We start from the raw sequence: 13,721 nt of genomic DNA, 5'->3' as shown, positions 1-13,721 counted from the left end.
CGTTCACCCCTTCCGTCCGGAACGGTCGACGCGCAGCGACAGCGCGAGCGGCCCGGCCAGCCCGAGTCCGGTGATCGCGTCGGTCAGCACGGCGTCCAAGTCGGCGCGTACATCGTCCAGTTCCCGGAAATGGGACACCGCGCGGACATCGGCTTTCGTCCGGCTCGTGCGTACCCGCACCGACTGCACGCCCGAGACCTCCATGGCCCGGTCGCGCAGCACCATCGCGGCGGCGGCGCGTTGCAGTCCGGCCCGGACGTCGGCGTGGGTGCGGCGCATCGGCAGCACCTGGCGCAGGCCGGGCGTGAGTGCGAGCACGATCAGCCAGAGGCCGAGGGCGGCGGCGATGCCGGCGCCGACGAGGACCCAGGTGCCGTCCAGGGGCCGTTCGGCGAGTTGCCGGGCCAGCTCGCGGCGCCAGTGCGCGGCGGGCCGTTCGGCGCGTACGGCGGTGATGTCGTAGAGCAGGGCGCCCGCGCCGGCGAGCAGCAGGACGGCGACGACGCCCGCGGGGACGCGGCGCGCCGACCAGAAGCGGCCGTCCTTGCCACCGCCGTCGACCTGGGGGGCGGGACCTCGGTCCGCCGCCGGGTCGTAGCCGCCGTGTCCGGGGTCGTTCTCCTTCTCGATGACCGGTAGTCGTTGGGTCGTGCCTTCGGAGCCTTGGGGCTCGCTCATCGCGTCCTCCCCTGTGCCGCGCGGTGTGCCTGTGCCGGATGCAGCCGTTCCACCTGAACGGCGACCTCGGGCACCTCCATGCCCACCAACGCGCGTACCCGCTGAACCACCTGTCGACGCACCCGAAGACAGCGGTCGCCGATGTCGCAGGGATAGTCGAGTTCGAGGTGCACGCGCACGCGTACCGCTTCGTGGTGTACGACGACGGTGGCATGCGGCGGCGCGGCGTCCGGGTGCAGCGGTCCCAGCGCCTCGCGGGCCGCCTGCACGGCGATCTTCGCCACGACCCGGTCGGCGATCCGGGTGGCACCCCGCTCACCGGGCGCGACGACCGCCAGGGGTCTGCCGCGTTCGTCGAGCGCGCCGGCCCCGCCGCTCACGGACGTCACCGCCGCCGGTCGTCGCGCGAGCGGAAGAAGTCGCCGAGTTCCAGGTCCCCTTCGAGGAACCGGCCGACGACGAACCCGATGGCGCCCAGGGCAGCCACCAGCAGGAACGCGCCGAACCCGCCGAAGTATCCGGCGAAGCCCAGCGCCATTCCGGCGATCATGCCGACCACGGCCCTGCTCATCCTGCGCTCCTCAGCTCGTTCGTCGGCCCACTGTCCATGAGGTCATCCGTCGACCCGGTCACTGGAGCCGGGGCTCCGGTTCCTCGTCCTCCTCGTCGGGCAGCTTCACATCGCTGACCGCGATGTTGACCTCTACGACTTCGAGTCCGGTCATCCGCTCCACGGCCGCGATGACGTTCTCCCGTACGGCCCGGGCGACATCGCCGATCGACACGCCGTAATCGACGACGATCTCCAGGTCGAGGGCGGTCTGCAGCTCGCCGACCTCGGCCTTCACGCCCCGGGACACCGATTTCGAACCGCCGGGCACCCGGTCGCGCACGGCCCCGAAGGTGCGGGACAGCCCGCTGCCCATGGCATGGACGCCCAGGACGTCCCGTGCGGCCAGCCCGGCGATCTTCTCCACGACCCCGTCGGCGATGGTGGTGCGCCCCCTGGACGCCGGGTCGCCGCCGCCTCGTTTGGTGGGGGTCTTACGGGTCTGCAGCGGCTCCTTCTCGCCGTCGGGGTCCTGCGTCCGGTTCCGTTCCGTCATGTCGGTCATCGCCGTGCGTCCCTTCGGTCGTCGTCCTTCGACCACGGTAAGTGCGCTTCCATTCTCTCGCGCCGGGGATGCGGCAGGCTGGAGGAATGACGGCGGACTCATGGACGCGAGCGGTACGGCAGCAATTGGGGCTCGGCAGGCTGCTGCCCCTGGGCGACAGGCGTGACGGCGCGTGGATCGCGGAGCGGGCGGCCGAGGCCGTGCTGCGGGGCGTGACGGAGCATGTACGGGGCGTGCGGCTGGGCGCGCTGCGCATCGCGCTCGCGGATCCGGAGGACGCCCAGGAGCCTGCCGTACCGCCACCGCCGGGGGCCCTGCCGCCCGGCCCATTGCGGATCACGGCCGACTTCGCGGCCGTGGCGACCGAGCCCCTTCCGACGACCGCTTCCCGGCTGCGCACGGCCCTGGCGAGGGCCGCGGCGGAGCGCCTCGGGCTGGTGGTGACGGAGGTTGATCTACAGGTGACAGCCCTGTTGGACCATATGGACGACGTTGACCGTGCGGACGGTGTGGATCACGCCGCGGCCGACATTGACCACGTTGATGACATTGACCAGACGGTCAATGTTGATGACGGCGGCGAGTCCCTGGTCATCGCGGCTGCGCTCGGCGTCCCGGGCGTGGCCCGGCTGACCGGTGTGCTGGGCGGGCTGGGGCGGGCGGTGCACATCGAGGAACGGCGGGACGAAGGTGCGCTGCCGCGGCTGCACGCGCGCGTGGAGGTCGCCGTGCACGCGGACCACCGGGCCCTGGAGGTGGCCCGGGGGGTCCGCGCGAAGGTCGGCGAGGTGCTGCCCGGTCACCCGACCGTGGCAGTACTCGTCACGAGGATCGACTGAACAGCGAGCGGCCGACGCCTATTCGCCGACGCCTGCCAGGTCCCGCAGCCGTCGCGCCTGGGCGGCGCGCTCGGCGGTGCGCTGATCGTCGTACGCCCCCCCCTGGACGCCCTGGAGCAGCGCCTTGGTCTCGATGACGGCGTCGCGCGGCGCGGCCAGCAGGGCCGTCGCCAGGTCGCGTACGGCGTCCTCGACCTGGTCGGCGGGGACGGCGATGTTGGCCAGGCCGGTGCTCACCGCTTCCTCGGCCGCGACAAAGCGCCCGGTCGCGCAGATCTCCAGCGCGCGGGCGTAGCCGACGAGCCCCACCAGCGGGTGGGTGCCGGTCAGGTCGGGCACCAGTCCGAGGCTGGTCTCGCGCATGGCGAACTGCACATCGTCGGCGACGACGCGCAGGTCACAGGCGAGGGCGAGCTGGAAGCCGGCGCCGATGGCATGCCCCTGTACGGCGGCGATGGACACGATGTCGCTGCGCCGCCACCAGGTGAAGCCCTCCTGGTACCCGGCGATGGCCTCGTCCAGCACGGCGTCGCTGCTGTGCGCGAGGTCGATGAACGACGGTTCGCCGTCGAAGCCCTCGGGCGTGAACGCCTGCCGGTCGAGTCCGGCCGAGAAGGACTTGCCCTCGGCACGCAGCACCACGACACGGACGGAGCCCGGCAGCAACCGCCCGGCCTCCGCCAACGCCCGCCACAGAGCAGGACTTTGAGCGTTGCGCTTGGCCGGGTTGGTCAGCGTCACCGTGGCGATCGCGTCGTCGACGGTGAGCCGTACCCCGTCCTTGTCGAGTACGGGACCGAGGTCCTTGTCGTCCTGTTCGGGCGAAGCCATGGGGCGCCTCCGATGTGTGCGGTCAACAGAGCAGAGCTAAGTGACTGCACAGTAACCACCCGGCCGGTCAGTCGTCCGACCGGGTGGCCACCATCGAAGCCGTCGAGCCGCTCGGGGTCAGGCCGAAGCCTTTTTGCCCCGGGTCGCCCCGCCACGCCCACGGAGCGTGACGCCCGACTCACTGAGCATCCGGTGTACGAAGCCATACGAGCGGCCGGTCTCCTCGGCCAGCGCCCGGATGCTCGCACCGGAGTCGTACTTCTTCTTCAGGTCTGCCGCGAGCTTGTCGCGCGCGGCGCCGGTTACCCGGCTGCCCTTCTTCAGAGTCTCGGCCACCCGTGCCTCCTCATGGGAAGTGCGCTCTTGGTCTCCTCATGATCACCCCTCCAAGCGTTCATGGCCACCCATTCGGCAAGGTCCGTAAGACAAGGTTTTGACGACAGGAGCGCGTCCCCACAAGTGGAATGTGGAATTCCTAACGGCCGCGTCCGTACGGCCGAACGAGTTGCTGCGCGAAATACCTGGTCAGAGACGCGGACCGGCCGAGCCCTTGTCGATAAAGGACTCGGCCGGAAAATTGATGTAGGACACACCTCGGTACGAGGAGATCTCACACAGATGGTGGATCACCGGTAGGCCGAATGATCCATACGCCGTTGATCAAGCATTCGATCAAGCCGGGGCGATCAGGCCAGGGCGACGAGATCCGCGTAGTCCGCGCCCCACAGGTCCTCGACACCGTCCGGCAGCAGGATGATCCGCTCCGGCTGCAGAGCCTCCACGGCTCCCTCGTCGTGGGTGACGAGGACGACGGCGCCCTTGTAGGTGCTCAGTGCCCCGAGGATCTCCGCGCGGCTGGCCAGGTCGAGGTTGTTCGTCGGCTCGTCCAGGAGGAGGACGTTCGCCGCGGACACGACCAGGGTGGCGAGCGCCAGGCGGGTCTTCTCGCCGCCGGAGAGGACTCCGGCGGGCTTGTCGACGTCGTCGCCGGAGAACAGGAACGAGCCGAGCGTCTTGCGGACCTCGACCAGGTCCAGGTCGGGGGCGGCGGAGCGCATGTTCTCCAGGACCGTGCGCTCCGGGTCGAGGGTCTCGTGCTCCTGTGCGTAGTAGCCGAGCTTGAGGCCGTGCCCCTTGATGACCTCACCGGTGTCCGGTTCCTCGACACCGCCGAGGAGCTTCAGGAGGGTCGTCTTGCCGGCGCCGTTCAGGCCGAGGATGACGACGCGCGAGCCCTTGTCGATGGCCAGGTCGACATCGGTGAAGATCTCCAGGGAGCCGTACGACTTCGACAGGCCCTCCGCCATGAGCGGGGTCTTGCCGCAGGGCGAGGGCTCCGGGAAGCGCAGCTTGGCGACCTTGTCGGAGACACGGACCGCTTCCAGCCCGGCGAGCAGCCGGTCGGCACGCTTGGCCATGTTCTGCGCGGCGACCGTCTTGGTGGCCTTGGCGCGCATCTTGTCGGCCTGCGAGTGCAGGGCGGCGGCCTTCTTCTCGGCGTTCTGCCGCTCGCGCTTGCGGCGCTTCTCGTCCGCCTCGCGCTGCTGCTGGTAGAGCTTCCAGCCCATGTTGTAGACGTCGATCTGGGCGCGGTTGGCGTCCAGGTAGAACACCTTGTTGACGACGGTCTCGACGAGGTCGGCGTCGTGGGAGATCACGATGAACCCGCCGCGGTACGTCTTCAGGTAGTCGCGCAGCCAGACGATCGAGTCGGCGTCGAGGTGGTTCGTCGGCTCGTCGAGCAGGAGCGTGTCCGCGTCGGAGAACAGGATGCGGGCCAGCTCGATACGGCGGCGCTGACCACCGGAGAGCGTGTGCAGGGGCTGGCCGAGCACGCGGTCCGGCAGGTTCAGCGCGGCGGCGATGGTGGCGGCCTCGGCCTCGGCGGAGTAGCCGCCCTTGGTGAGGAACTCGGTCTCCTGGCGCTCGTACTGCCGCATGGCCTTGTCGCGGGTGGCGCCGCTGCCGTTGGCGATGCGCTGTTCGTTCTCCCGCATCTTGCGGATCAGGGTGTCCAGGCCGCGCGCGGAGAGGATGCGGTCGCTGGCGACCACGTCCAGGTCGCCGGTGCGGGGGTCCTGCGGGAGGTAACCGACCTCGCCGGAGCGGGTGACGGTGCCGCCGGCGGGCTGGCCCTCACCGGCCAGGACCTTGGTCAGGGTGGTCTTGCCGGCGCCGTTGCGGCCGACCAGGCCGATGCGGTCGCCCTTGGCGATTCGGAAGGTCGCGGACTCGATGAGGACGCGGGCACCGGCGCGCAGTTCGATACCGGAGGCGGAGATCACGGTCAGACTCCAGAGCGGGGTCGTAGGCGGAAGGGGCGGCTGAGGACGTTCCCGCCGTCTAATGCGCGAGGAGAATGGCCATAGGCCAAGTCTAACGGGCGGGTGCAAGCGTTTTTTCTGTCCACGGCGGGTCGTTGCCGGGGGCGCGCGACCCTGGGTGATCCGGCCCACACGGTGCACGGCGATGAGCTGGGCGGTCCGGGCCGGCGCCCGGACGCGGCCGGGCGACGAGCGGCGCCGCGCCGTGACGAACGGCACGCGCCCGGGGCGGGCGTCCCCCGTTCGGTCCCTCGCCCGGCGCCTCCGCGCGGACGGCGGGCGAGGATGGCGCCAGGGGGGTCCACACGCGCGGAGAGCGGGGCCCATGCAGTTCGACGACGATGCCGCTCTGGACACCTCCGAGGTGCAGGACGTGCGCGGCAGCCGGATTCCCGGTGGACGCGCGACCGTGGGCGGGGGACTCGCGGGGCTGATCGCGCTGCTCCTGGGACTGTTCTTCGGTGTCGGCCCGGACAACCTCGGTTTGTCGTCGGGCAGCGACTCAGCCGTGGCGACCGCGTCCTCACCGGCCCAGGTGCAGTCGAGCTGCCGCACCGGACAGGACGCGAACACCAAGGAGGACTGCCGCGTCGTGGCGGTGGTCAACAGCGTGCAGGACTTCTGGGCGCAGGAGTTCCGGCGGCGCGGCGGAACGTACACCCGCTCCCCCACGGTCTTCTTCAGCGGGCAGGTCGCCACCGCGTGCGGGACGGCGACCTCGGCGGTGGGGCCGTTCTACTGTCCCGGCGACCGGAAGGTCTATCTGGACCTGGGGTTCTTCGACGAGCTGCGGACGAAGTTCGGCTCCAGCGGCGGCCCGTTCGCGCAGGCGTATGTCGTGGCCCACGAGTACGGGCACCACGTACAGGACCTGATGGGCACGCTCGGCAGGGCGCAGGACGGGCGGACCGGTGCGAACAGCAACGCGGTGCGGGTGGAGCTGCAGGCGGACTGCTACGCGGGGGTCTGGGCGCATCACGCGACGACCACGAAGGACGAGTCGACCGGGCGGCCGTTGATCACCAGCCTCACGGAGGCGGACATCCGGGACGGGCTGGACGCGGCGGCGGCCGTGGGCGACGACCGGATCCAGGAGCGATTCCAGGGCCGGGTCACGCCGGAGACGTGGACGCACGGCTCGGCGGCGCAGCGGCAGCAGTGGTTCCACCAGGGCTACCGGACCGGCGACATGGCGCAGTGCGACACCTTCCACTGAGGGTCGGGGCGCCGGTTCGCGGGGCGTTGTCAGTGGCGGGTGCAAGACTCGTCGAAAGCGATCGAAGCAGCGGAAAGACAGCAAAAGCACACGGCACCTGACAACACCGGATGCGCAAGGAAGTGATGGGCATGGCAGGCAAGGACAGCGGGCGTCCCAGCATCTACCCGTCCCTGCTGTACACGGACGCGAAGGCGGCGATCCGGCAGCTCACGGAGGCCTTCGGCTTCACCGGACTCGCGGTGTACGAGGGCGAGGACGGCTCGGTGATGCACGCCGAGCTGGTGCAGGGCAACGGCGCGGTGATGCTCGGCTCCAAGGGCCGCGGCGGGCGTTTCGACGAGGCGATGAAGACCGCGGGACCCGTCGGGGTGTACGTCGTCGTGGACGACGTCGACGCCCACCACCGACGGGCCGTGGAGCACGGCGCGGAGATCCTGATGCCCCCGACGGACCAGGAGTACGGATCCCGGGACTACATGGCCCGGGACATCGAGGGCAACATCTGGAGCTTCGGTGCCTACGCCCCGGAGATACCCGGGACGGCAGGTGCCTGACCCCGCCTAGCTGCCCCCCGTGTGCACCTGGAAGGCAGCCCGGCGTACGGCCTTGGCGAGCGCCGGGTCGGGGTGGGCCGCGGCGAGCGCGACCAGGACCTGCACGGTGCGCGGGTGCCCCACGGCGCGCACCTCGTCGAGGAGCATGGGGACGGTCGGCTGGATCGCGGACTCCAGGTGGCGCACGAGCAGCGGGGCCTCCCCGTGGTCGGCGACCGCGGCGGCGGTGTCGACCCACATCCAGGTGGCCTCTTCGCGGGTGAGGACCTCGTGGGCGTCCTCCGGGTCGATCCCGTCGTGCTCGGCGAGCCACAGCAGGGCGTACGGCCGCAGCGTCGCGTCGTCCACCGCCGCGCGGACGTCGGGCTCGGCGGGGGCGCCGACGACGCGCAGCGCCTCGAAGGCGAGGCCCCGCAGCAGGGCGTCCTCGCCGCGGGCGGCATCGATCAGCTCGCCGACCGCGCTGCCCACGGTGCGGGCGGCGAGCCAGGCGCGGTACTCGGCGCGGGCGGCGTTCGGGCGGAGCTGGGAGCAGCCGCGGAGCATGTCCTCGGCGGACTGCTCGATGTTCCCGGCGGGGCTCTGCGCGGCCACGCAGATCTGCTCCAGCTTGACCCAGACCGCCCAGCTGCCGAGCGGGGTGAGGGTGGCCTGGCCGTCGCCGTAGGTGAGGGCACCGACGGAGGCGAGGGCGTGCAGGGCCCAGTCGAGGAGGGCGTCGAGAGGGGTGTCGTCGGCCGGGGGCTGCTGGACCGGCTCGGGCTGCGGGCCGTAGGGGATCTCGCAGCGCTCGGTGCGCAGTTCGGTGACGCGTTGTCCGAGGAGGTCGAGGAGCTGGGCGACGGGGACGGGCCCGGCGGACAGCTGGAGGAAGGAGAGCACCTGAGGCATGGCCGAGACGACCTCGGCGACGGCGGAGGGCTCGTAATCCCGGGGTTCCGGGTGGGCGAGCGACCAGGCGTCGAAGAGGGCGACCCAGCCGCGCAGGACGGCGCTGTCGTCGCGGTCCCAGGCGCGCAGCCGCCAGCCGGGGCGGGCGCTGTCGCCGTGCACCTCGACGAGGCCGGCGAGGCGGGCGGTGTCCCAGTCGGCGCGGACCTGAGCCGGGGTCAGGCCCAAGTCCTCGGCCGCGAGTTCGGCGGTCGCTTCGGAGAGGGTGCCTTTGCCGTCGGGGCCGGCGCCGTCACGGCCGGGGCGTAGTGCGGCGTCGGCCCAGTGGGCGACGCGGGCCGCGCCGGCCAGGCCGGAGCGTGCCATTCTGGCCAGTTCCGCGGGGGCCGGTGTGCCCTCCGGAGGACGGGGCGCGGGGCGGCGCGAGCGCCGCTGGTTCATCGCTCGGGGGGCGGCGGCCAGGGGTCGCGGGCGAACGAGTCGAAGCCTGGAGTCGCGCGGGATACGGGACGTCACGGGTGCAGTCTTCCGGTTGACGGTCCGAAAACCCAAACGGAATGTCACGGCGGGCGACGGGGAGGGCCCGGGCAGGGGGTCCCGCGGGCTGCTGGGGGCCTGGTTCAGGCCAGTGGTACAGGGCTAAACGGAAGGTGGGAGGGGGGTGGGCCGGGGTCACATCAGCGGAGTCAGGAAGCGGCGCAGGATCTCCTCGTAGGCGGCCGGGTCGGCGTTCCACATGGCGCCGTGCGGGGCCCGGGCGACCGGCTGGAGGGTGATCAGGTCGGGGCGCCGGGCGGCGAAGCGCCGGGAGAGGGACCAGGGGGCGACGGTGTCGTCGGGGCCGTGGAAGATCAGGGTCGGGACCTTGAGCCGGGCGGGGTCGGCGGCCTCGGCGATGCGGTCGCCGTGCAGACCGGTGCGGCCCTGGGCGGCGCGGACCGCGAGCGGCAGCAGCGCGCCCGGGGTGCGCCGGGCGGTGGCGAGGGCGCGCAGCGTCGTCTCCCAGTCGAGCACCGGCGAGTCCAGCACCAGGCCGGAGACGCGGTTGCGCATCCCGGAGTGGGCGGCGGCGCGCAACGCCATGGTGGCGCCGGTGGACCAGCCGTACAGGACGACGTGCTCGGCGCCGTAGCGCACGGCGTAGCGGATCGCCGCGTCCAGGTCGCGCCACTCGGTCTCGCCGAGGTGACCGAGGCCGTCGGGGTTGCGGGGTGCGCCGAGGTCGCCGCGGTAGGCGGGGGCGAGGACCGGGAAGCGGTTGCGGTGCAGGAACTCCATGACGTTCAGGGCGAGTTCGCGGGTGGTGGCCAGGCCGTGCACCGCGATCACCCAGGTGCTGCGCGCGCCGGGTACGAACCACGCGGGCAGGGAGCCGAGTTCGCCGGGGATGTCGATGTCGGCGTGGTCGAGGCCGAGGGCGGCGCTCGGGTTGCCGATGTGGACGTTGGGGGTGAGCCACACCTTGTCGCGGGGGTGCAGGGTGCCGTGGGTGACGCGTTCGAGGCGGCGTACGACGGCGTCGGCGGAGTGGGGCGCGGTGTCGATCACGTGACCGACGACCGCGTGGGAGCCGTCACCGGCGAGGCCGTAGATGCCGGGGCGCAGGGAGGCCAGGTCCCGGGTGAGGGTGATCTGCCCGGCGGCGGTGGCGTGCACCGTGAGCCGGGGTTCGGTCGGCAGGGGACGGCCGGGCGGCGCCTTCAGCGCGGCGTCGCTGGCGTACCGCCCGGCGGCGACGCCCACCGCACCGGCCGCGAGGGCCACGGAGACGGCCGCGGCCGTCGCTTTGACTGTGCGCACGGCTCCAGTGTCCCGGCGGACCCGCCCGGCGGCCAGCCGAAGGCGGCACAGGGTCGACGCGGGCCGCGAAGGTATCGCGGGCCGCCGAAGCGAGCGAGAGGCGCCGCGGGCGGGTCACCCCCGCTGCCCATACCCCCGCAACCGCTCCCCCGCCTCCGCCACCTGCTCCCCCGACAGCAGCGTCGGCGACAGCCCGGGCACCGACGACGCCGTCAGCCACAACCGGCACATCCACTCCAGCTGGGCCGTGCGGTCGAACGCCTGGTCCAGGGAGGCACCGTAGGCGATCGTGCCGTGGTTCTGGAGGAGGCAGGCGGAGCGGTCGGCGAGGGCTTGGAGCATGTTCTCGGCCAACTCCTCGGTGCCGTATGTCGCATACGGGGCAACCCGGACCGGGCCGCCGAGGGCGCCGGACATGTAGTGGATCGAGGGGAGTTCGGGGACGAGGGTCGAGACGGCCGTCGCGTGGACGGCGTGGGTGTGGACGACGGCGCGGGCGTCGGTGCTGCGGTACACGGCGAGATGCATGGGCAGTTCGCTCGTCGGGAGGAGGGTGCCGAGTACCTGTCGGCCTTCGAGGTCGGCGCCGACCGTGTCGTCGGGTGTCAGCCGGTCGTAGGGCACGCCCGAAGGCGTGACCAGGACGATGTCGCCGACGCGCACCGAGACGTTCCCGGAGGTGCCGACCACCAGGCCGTCGGACACCGTCCGGCGGGCCGTCGCGACGAGTTCGCCCCAGGCCTGCGCCTCCTCGGGGCGCACACGCCTGCGCCACGGCTCCCCCACAGCCTGTGCGCCCTCCCCGACTTCCCGTCCGCCCCGCTCGTCCCGCCGCCGCTCAGCCATGCCGCGATCCTGCCAGCCGGTTCTCCAACACGCGCTCGGGCGCGGGCACTTTAAGCCGGAAGCCGCATCTCCGAAAGAGTACATATAGGCATGTAACGCCCACTCAGGCCGCTTGGCCGGAGACCGATCGGCGTCGACAGATCTTCCAATAGCCTCTGGGGGATTTGTCGTACACGCCGCCATTCCCGGGGGAAACATGGCCCGTGATCGCAAACCGTCCCGTCATCGCGCCCGCCTCGTCGCGGCCGTCACTGCGCTCGCCGCCGGCGGAACCGCGCTCGCGCTCGCCGAGATTCCGGCCGCCGCCGCGAGCCCCGCCAAGGGCCACGACGTCTCCTCGCACCAGAAGAACGTCAACTGGCCGAGCGCGAAGGCGAAGGGCGCCACCTTCGTCTACGTCAAGGCGACCGAGTCCACCGACTACGTCAGCCCCTACTTCACCCAGCAGTACAACGGCGCCCGGGCAGCCGGCATCATCCGGGGCGCCTACCACTTCGCGCTCCCCGACAAGTCGTCGGGCACGACCCAGGCCGCGTACTTCGTGGCGCACGGCGGCGGCTGGAAGGCGGACGGCTGGACGCTGCCGCCGGCGCTCGACATCGAATACAACCCGTACGACAAGAAGCACGGCTGCTACGGCCTGAGCAAGGCGAGGACGGTGAGCTGGATCAAGGCCTTCAGCGCCGAGGTGAAGCGGGAGACCGGCCGTCGTCCGGTGATCTACACGACCGCCCACTGGTGGAACACCTGCACGGGCGGCAGCACCGCCCTGGCCTCGACACACGCGCTGTGGATCGCCCGCCACGAGTCGGCGGACACGGGCCCGCTGCCCGCCGGCTGGTCGTACTGGACCTTCTGGCAGTACGACAACAGCGGCGGCCTCCCGGGTGATCAGAACCTCTTCAACGGGTCCTTGAGCCAACTGAAGAAGTTCGCCCGCGGCTACTAGCCCGTACAGACACTTTGGAGACCCCCTCAGTTCATCTTCCGTTCACCCAGGTTTCCTACGGTCAACGCAACAATGACCTCGAACGATTGCCTGGGTAAATGGAAAGCTTCTCGCTGATTCTCGCGATTGTGGTAGTCACCGCACTCGCGTTCGATTTCACGAACGGTTTCCACGACACCGCCAACGCGATGGCCACCACCATCTCGACCGGTGCACTCAAGCCCAAGGTCGCGGTGGCCATGTCGGCCACCCTCAACCTGGTGGGCGCTTTTCTCTCCGTGGAGGTCGCCAACACGATCTCCAAAGGTCTCGTCGATGAGAGCGGCATCCGTCCCGAGGTCATCTTCGCCGCCCTGGTCGGTGCGATCCTCTGGAACCTGGTGACCTGGCTCGTCGGCCTGCCGTCCAGTTCCTCGCACGCCCTGATGGGCGGTCTGATCGGCGCCACCATCGCCTCGGCCGGCACCGGCGCGGTCCACGGCGACGTCCTGGTCACCAAGGTGCTCCTGCCCGCGGTCGCGGCCCCGATCGTCGCGGGTGTCGCGGCGATGCTCGCCACCCGGTTCTCGTACACGCTGAGCCGGAACTCGGACGGCAAGGCCGCCGACAAGGGCTTCCGGGTCGGCCAGATCGCCTCCGCCGGACTGGTCTCGCTGGCCCACGGCACGAACGACGCGCAGAAGACGATGGGCATCATCACTCTGGCGCTGATCGCCGGCGGTTCCATCGCCCCCGACTCGGACCCGCCCACCTGGGTCATCCTCTCCGCGGGCCTCGCCATCGCGATGGGCACCTACATCGGCGGCTGGCGCATCATCCGTACCATGGGCAAGGGCCTGACCGACCTCCGGCCGCAGCAGGGCTTCGCCGCCCAGACCAGCGCCGCCGCGGTCATCCTGGCCTCCTCGCACATCGGTTTCTCGCTCTCCACCACGCACGCCGTCTCCGGCTCCGTGATGGGTGCCGGCCTGGGCCGCAAGGGCGGTGTCGTCCGCTGGTCGACCGCCACCCGGATGTTCGTCGCCTGGGGTCTGACGCTGCCGGCCGCCGCGCTGGTCGGGGCGCTCGCCGAGTCCGTGACCGACCTCGGCGACTGGGGCACCGCGCTGGTGGCCGTCTTCCTGATCGCCTCCAGCACCGCGATCTGGCTGCTCTCCCGCCGCCAGGTGGTCGACGCCTCGAACGTCAACGAGTTCGAGGAGCCTGCCGGTGTGGTGACCGCCGCGATCGCCGCCGTCACCCCGCCCCCGTCGGTCGCCCTCTCCGAAGGCCTCACGGCGACGATCCCCTCGCCGCCCGCGACCCCGGCCCCCGTCGTGAAGTCCGACCCGGCGACCCCGCCGGCCGCCGCCGTCTGAGCCCGCGCCCCCGGTTGGAAGGAACGAATCAGCATGGACATCGACTGGGCAGCCCTCGGCTCCGTCTTCGGCGTCAGCCTCGTGGTCACCGTGGCCCTGGTGGCCGTCTTCACCCTCGGCATCACCGCCCTCTCGCGCCGCGAACGGGCCACCGCCCAGGGCGACTCCGCGACCCTCGCCCTGACCGGCGCGTACGCCTGCTTCGCGGCCTGCGCGGCGGCGGTGGCGTACGGGATCTACATCATCGTGGCCTGACCGGCCGCCAGTTGGACCCACCGTGGGGTGCGGGACGGATCACCGAACCGCACCCCACGTCT

The 13,721-nt window shown here is 71.5% G+C and carries 16 protein-coding genes; 6 read left to right on the top strand and 10 right to left on the bottom strand.

Translation table 11 applies throughout. From position 1 onward, the window contains the following. Window positions 1-3: 3 nt before the first annotated feature. Genes AB0I51_RS25880 through AB0I51_RS25865 form a run of 4 tightly spaced genes read right to left on the bottom strand, consistent with a single transcriptional unit; the run spans window position 4 to window position 1,793 of the window. A complete protein-coding gene (locus AB0I51_RS25880; protein WP_362978938.1) occupies window positions 4-678 on the bottom strand; it encodes a DUF6286 domain-containing protein in 675 nt (224 codons plus the stop codon). After that, complete coding sequence (locus tag AB0I51_RS25875) at window positions 675-1,067, bottom strand: hypothetical protein (protein ID WP_362978936.1); 393 nt, start codon at window positions 1,065-1,067, stop codon at window positions 675-677. Before AB0I51_RS25875 ends, AB0I51_RS25880 begins: the two co-directional genes overlap by 4 nt. Beyond that, entirely contained in the window at window positions 1,064-1,249 is a 186-nt protein-coding gene (locus AB0I51_RS25870; RefSeq protein ID WP_019060657.1) for a hypothetical protein, read from the bottom strand. Before AB0I51_RS25870 ends, AB0I51_RS25875 begins: the two co-directional genes overlap by 4 nt. Window positions 1,250-1,307: 58 nt before the next feature. Beyond that, the gene (locus tag AB0I51_RS25865) at window positions 1,308-1,793 is read right to left on the bottom strand and encodes an Asp23/Gls24 family envelope stress response protein (RefSeq protein ID WP_362978934.1); all 486 of its coding nucleotides are present in this window, start codon (window positions 1,791-1,793) and stop codon (window positions 1,308-1,310) included. Window positions 1,794-1,879: 86 nt separating this feature from the next. Between AB0I51_RS25865 and AB0I51_RS25860 the strand changes: the two genes are divergently transcribed. Further along, entirely contained in the window at window positions 1,880-2,632 is a 753-nt protein-coding gene (locus AB0I51_RS25860) for a nucleopolyhedrovirus P10 family protein (protein ID WP_362978932.1), read from the top strand. Window positions 2,633-2,650: 18 nt separating this feature from the next. On the opposite strand, the gene AB0I51_RS25855 is transcribed toward AB0I51_RS25860, so the two are convergent. The 3 genes from AB0I51_RS25855 to AB0I51_RS25845 form a co-directional block, all read right to left on the bottom strand. Continuing rightward, window positions 2,651-3,463, bottom strand: a complete 813-nt coding sequence (locus AB0I51_RS25855) for an enoyl-CoA hydratase/isomerase family protein (protein WP_362978930.1) — start codon at window positions 3,461-3,463, stop codon at window positions 2,651-2,653. A gap of 117 nt (window positions 3,464-3,580) precedes the next feature. After that, window positions 3,581-3,799, bottom strand: coding sequence for a helix-turn-helix domain-containing protein (locus AB0I51_RS25850; RefSeq protein ID WP_019060653.1), 219 nt, complete (start codon window positions 3,797-3,799; stop codon window positions 3,581-3,583). A 350-nt stretch (window positions 3,800-4,149) separates the two neighbouring features. Beyond that, entirely contained in the window at window positions 4,150-5,748 is a 1,599-nt protein-coding gene (locus tag AB0I51_RS25845) for an ABC-F family ATP-binding cassette domain-containing protein (RefSeq protein WP_362978928.1), read from the bottom strand. 364 nt (window positions 5,749-6,112) lie between these two features. Here AB0I51_RS25845 and AB0I51_RS25840 point away from each other — a divergent pair, with 364 nt between their 5' ends. Next, window positions 6,113-7,003 (top strand): neutral zinc metallopeptidase, encoded by an 891-nt coding sequence (locus AB0I51_RS25840; RefSeq protein WP_362978926.1) that lies wholly within the window; start codon window positions 6,113-6,115, stop codon window positions 7,001-7,003. A 131-nt stretch (window positions 7,004-7,134) separates the two neighbouring features. Next, window positions 7,135-7,560: a VOC family protein gene (locus AB0I51_RS25835; protein WP_362978924.1), complete on the top strand. Its 426-nt coding sequence runs from the start codon at window positions 7,135-7,137 to the stop codon at window positions 7,558-7,560. Window positions 7,561-7,566: 6 nt separating this feature from the next. On the opposite strand, the gene AB0I51_RS25830 is transcribed toward AB0I51_RS25835, so the two are convergent. The 3 genes from AB0I51_RS25830 to AB0I51_RS25820 all read right to left on the bottom strand — a co-directional run bounded on the left by AB0I51_RS25830 (window position 7,567) and on the right by AB0I51_RS25820 (window position 11,097). Then, on the bottom strand, window positions 7,567-8,967 hold the full coding sequence (locus tag AB0I51_RS25830) for a hypothetical protein (RefSeq protein ID WP_362978922.1): 1,401 nt from the start codon (window positions 8,965-8,967) through the stop codon (window positions 7,567-7,569). Window positions 8,968-9,123: 156 nt separating this feature from the next. Further along, window positions 9,124-10,251, bottom strand: coding sequence for an alpha/beta fold hydrolase (locus AB0I51_RS25825; protein WP_362978920.1), 1,128 nt, complete (start codon window positions 10,249-10,251; stop codon window positions 9,124-9,126). Window positions 10,252-10,365: 114 nt separating this feature from the next. Continuing rightward, on the bottom strand, window positions 10,366-11,097 hold the full coding sequence (locus tag AB0I51_RS25820; protein ID WP_362978918.1) for a class II aldolase/adducin family protein: 732 nt from the start codon (window positions 11,095-11,097) through the stop codon (window positions 10,366-10,368). Window positions 11,098-11,293: 196 nt separating this feature from the next. Here AB0I51_RS25820 and AB0I51_RS25815 point away from each other — a divergent pair, with 196 nt between their 5' ends. The 3 genes from AB0I51_RS25815 (at window position 11,294) to AB0I51_RS25805 (ending at window position 13,659) form a co-directional block, all read left to right on the top strand. Beyond that, a complete protein-coding gene (locus AB0I51_RS25815; RefSeq protein ID WP_362978916.1) occupies window positions 11,294-12,046 on the top strand; it encodes a lysozyme in 753 nt (250 codons plus the stop codon). Window positions 12,047-12,144: 98 nt separating this feature from the next. Then, entirely contained in the window at window positions 12,145-13,404 is a 1,260-nt protein-coding gene (locus tag AB0I51_RS25810; RefSeq protein ID WP_362978914.1) for an inorganic phosphate transporter, read from the top strand. A gap of 33 nt (window positions 13,405-13,437) precedes the next feature. Next, window positions 13,438-13,659 carry a hypothetical protein gene (locus tag AB0I51_RS25805; RefSeq protein ID WP_359605563.1) on the top strand — a complete coding sequence of 74 codons (222 nt, stop codon included), beginning with the start codon at window positions 13,438-13,440 and terminating at the stop codon, window positions 13,657-13,659. Window positions 13,660-13,721: the final 62 nt, after the last annotated feature.

The organism is Streptomyces sp. NPDC050549, assembly GCF_040655035.1.
Taxonomy (GTDB): Bacteria; Actinomycetota; Actinomycetes; order Streptomycetales; family Streptomycetaceae; genus Streptomyces.
This window is presented reverse-complemented; position numbering and strand designations above follow the sequence as displayed.

Excerpts from the sequence above, each read along its gene's own strand:
- AB0I51_RS25865 (WP_362978934.1), bottom strand. The coding sequence starts at position 1,793 with ATGACCGACATGACGGAACGGAACCGGACGCAGGACCCCGACGGCGAG.
- AB0I51_RS25855 (WP_362978930.1), bottom strand. The coding sequence starts at position 3,463 with ATGGCTTCGCCCGAACAGGACGACAAGGACCTCGGTCCCGTACTCGAC.
- AB0I51_RS25840 (WP_362978926.1), top strand. The coding sequence starts at position 6,113 with ATGCAGTTCGACGACGATGCCGCTCTGGACACCTCCGAGGTGCAGGAC.
- AB0I51_RS25815 (WP_362978916.1), top strand. The coding sequence starts at position 11,294 with ATGGCCCGTGATCGCAAACCGTCCCGTCATCGCGCCCGCCTCGTCGCG.
- AB0I51_RS25835 (WP_362978924.1), top strand. The coding sequence starts at position 7,135 with ATGGCAGGCAAGGACAGCGGGCGTCCCAGCATCTACCCGTCCCTGCTG.
- AB0I51_RS25880 (WP_362978938.1), bottom strand. The coding sequence starts at position 678 with ATGAGCGAGCCCCAAGGCTCCGAAGGCACGACCCAACGACTACCGGTC.
- AB0I51_RS25870 (WP_019060657.1), bottom strand. The coding sequence starts at position 1,249 with ATGAGCAGGGCCGTGGTCGGCATGATCGCCGGAATGGCGCTGGGCTTC.
- AB0I51_RS25805 (WP_359605563.1), top strand. The coding sequence starts at position 13,438 with ATGGACATCGACTGGGCAGCCCTCGGCTCCGTCTTCGGCGTCAGCCTC.
- AB0I51_RS25820 (WP_362978918.1), bottom strand. The coding sequence starts at position 11,097 with ATGGCTGAGCGGCGGCGGGACGAGCGGGGCGGACGGGAAGTCGGGGAG.
- AB0I51_RS25860 (WP_362978932.1), top strand. The coding sequence starts at position 1,880 with ATGACGGCGGACTCATGGACGCGAGCGGTACGGCAGCAATTGGGGCTC.
- AB0I51_RS25810 (WP_362978914.1), top strand. The coding sequence starts at position 12,145 with ATGGAAAGCTTCTCGCTGATTCTCGCGATTGTGGTAGTCACCGCACTC.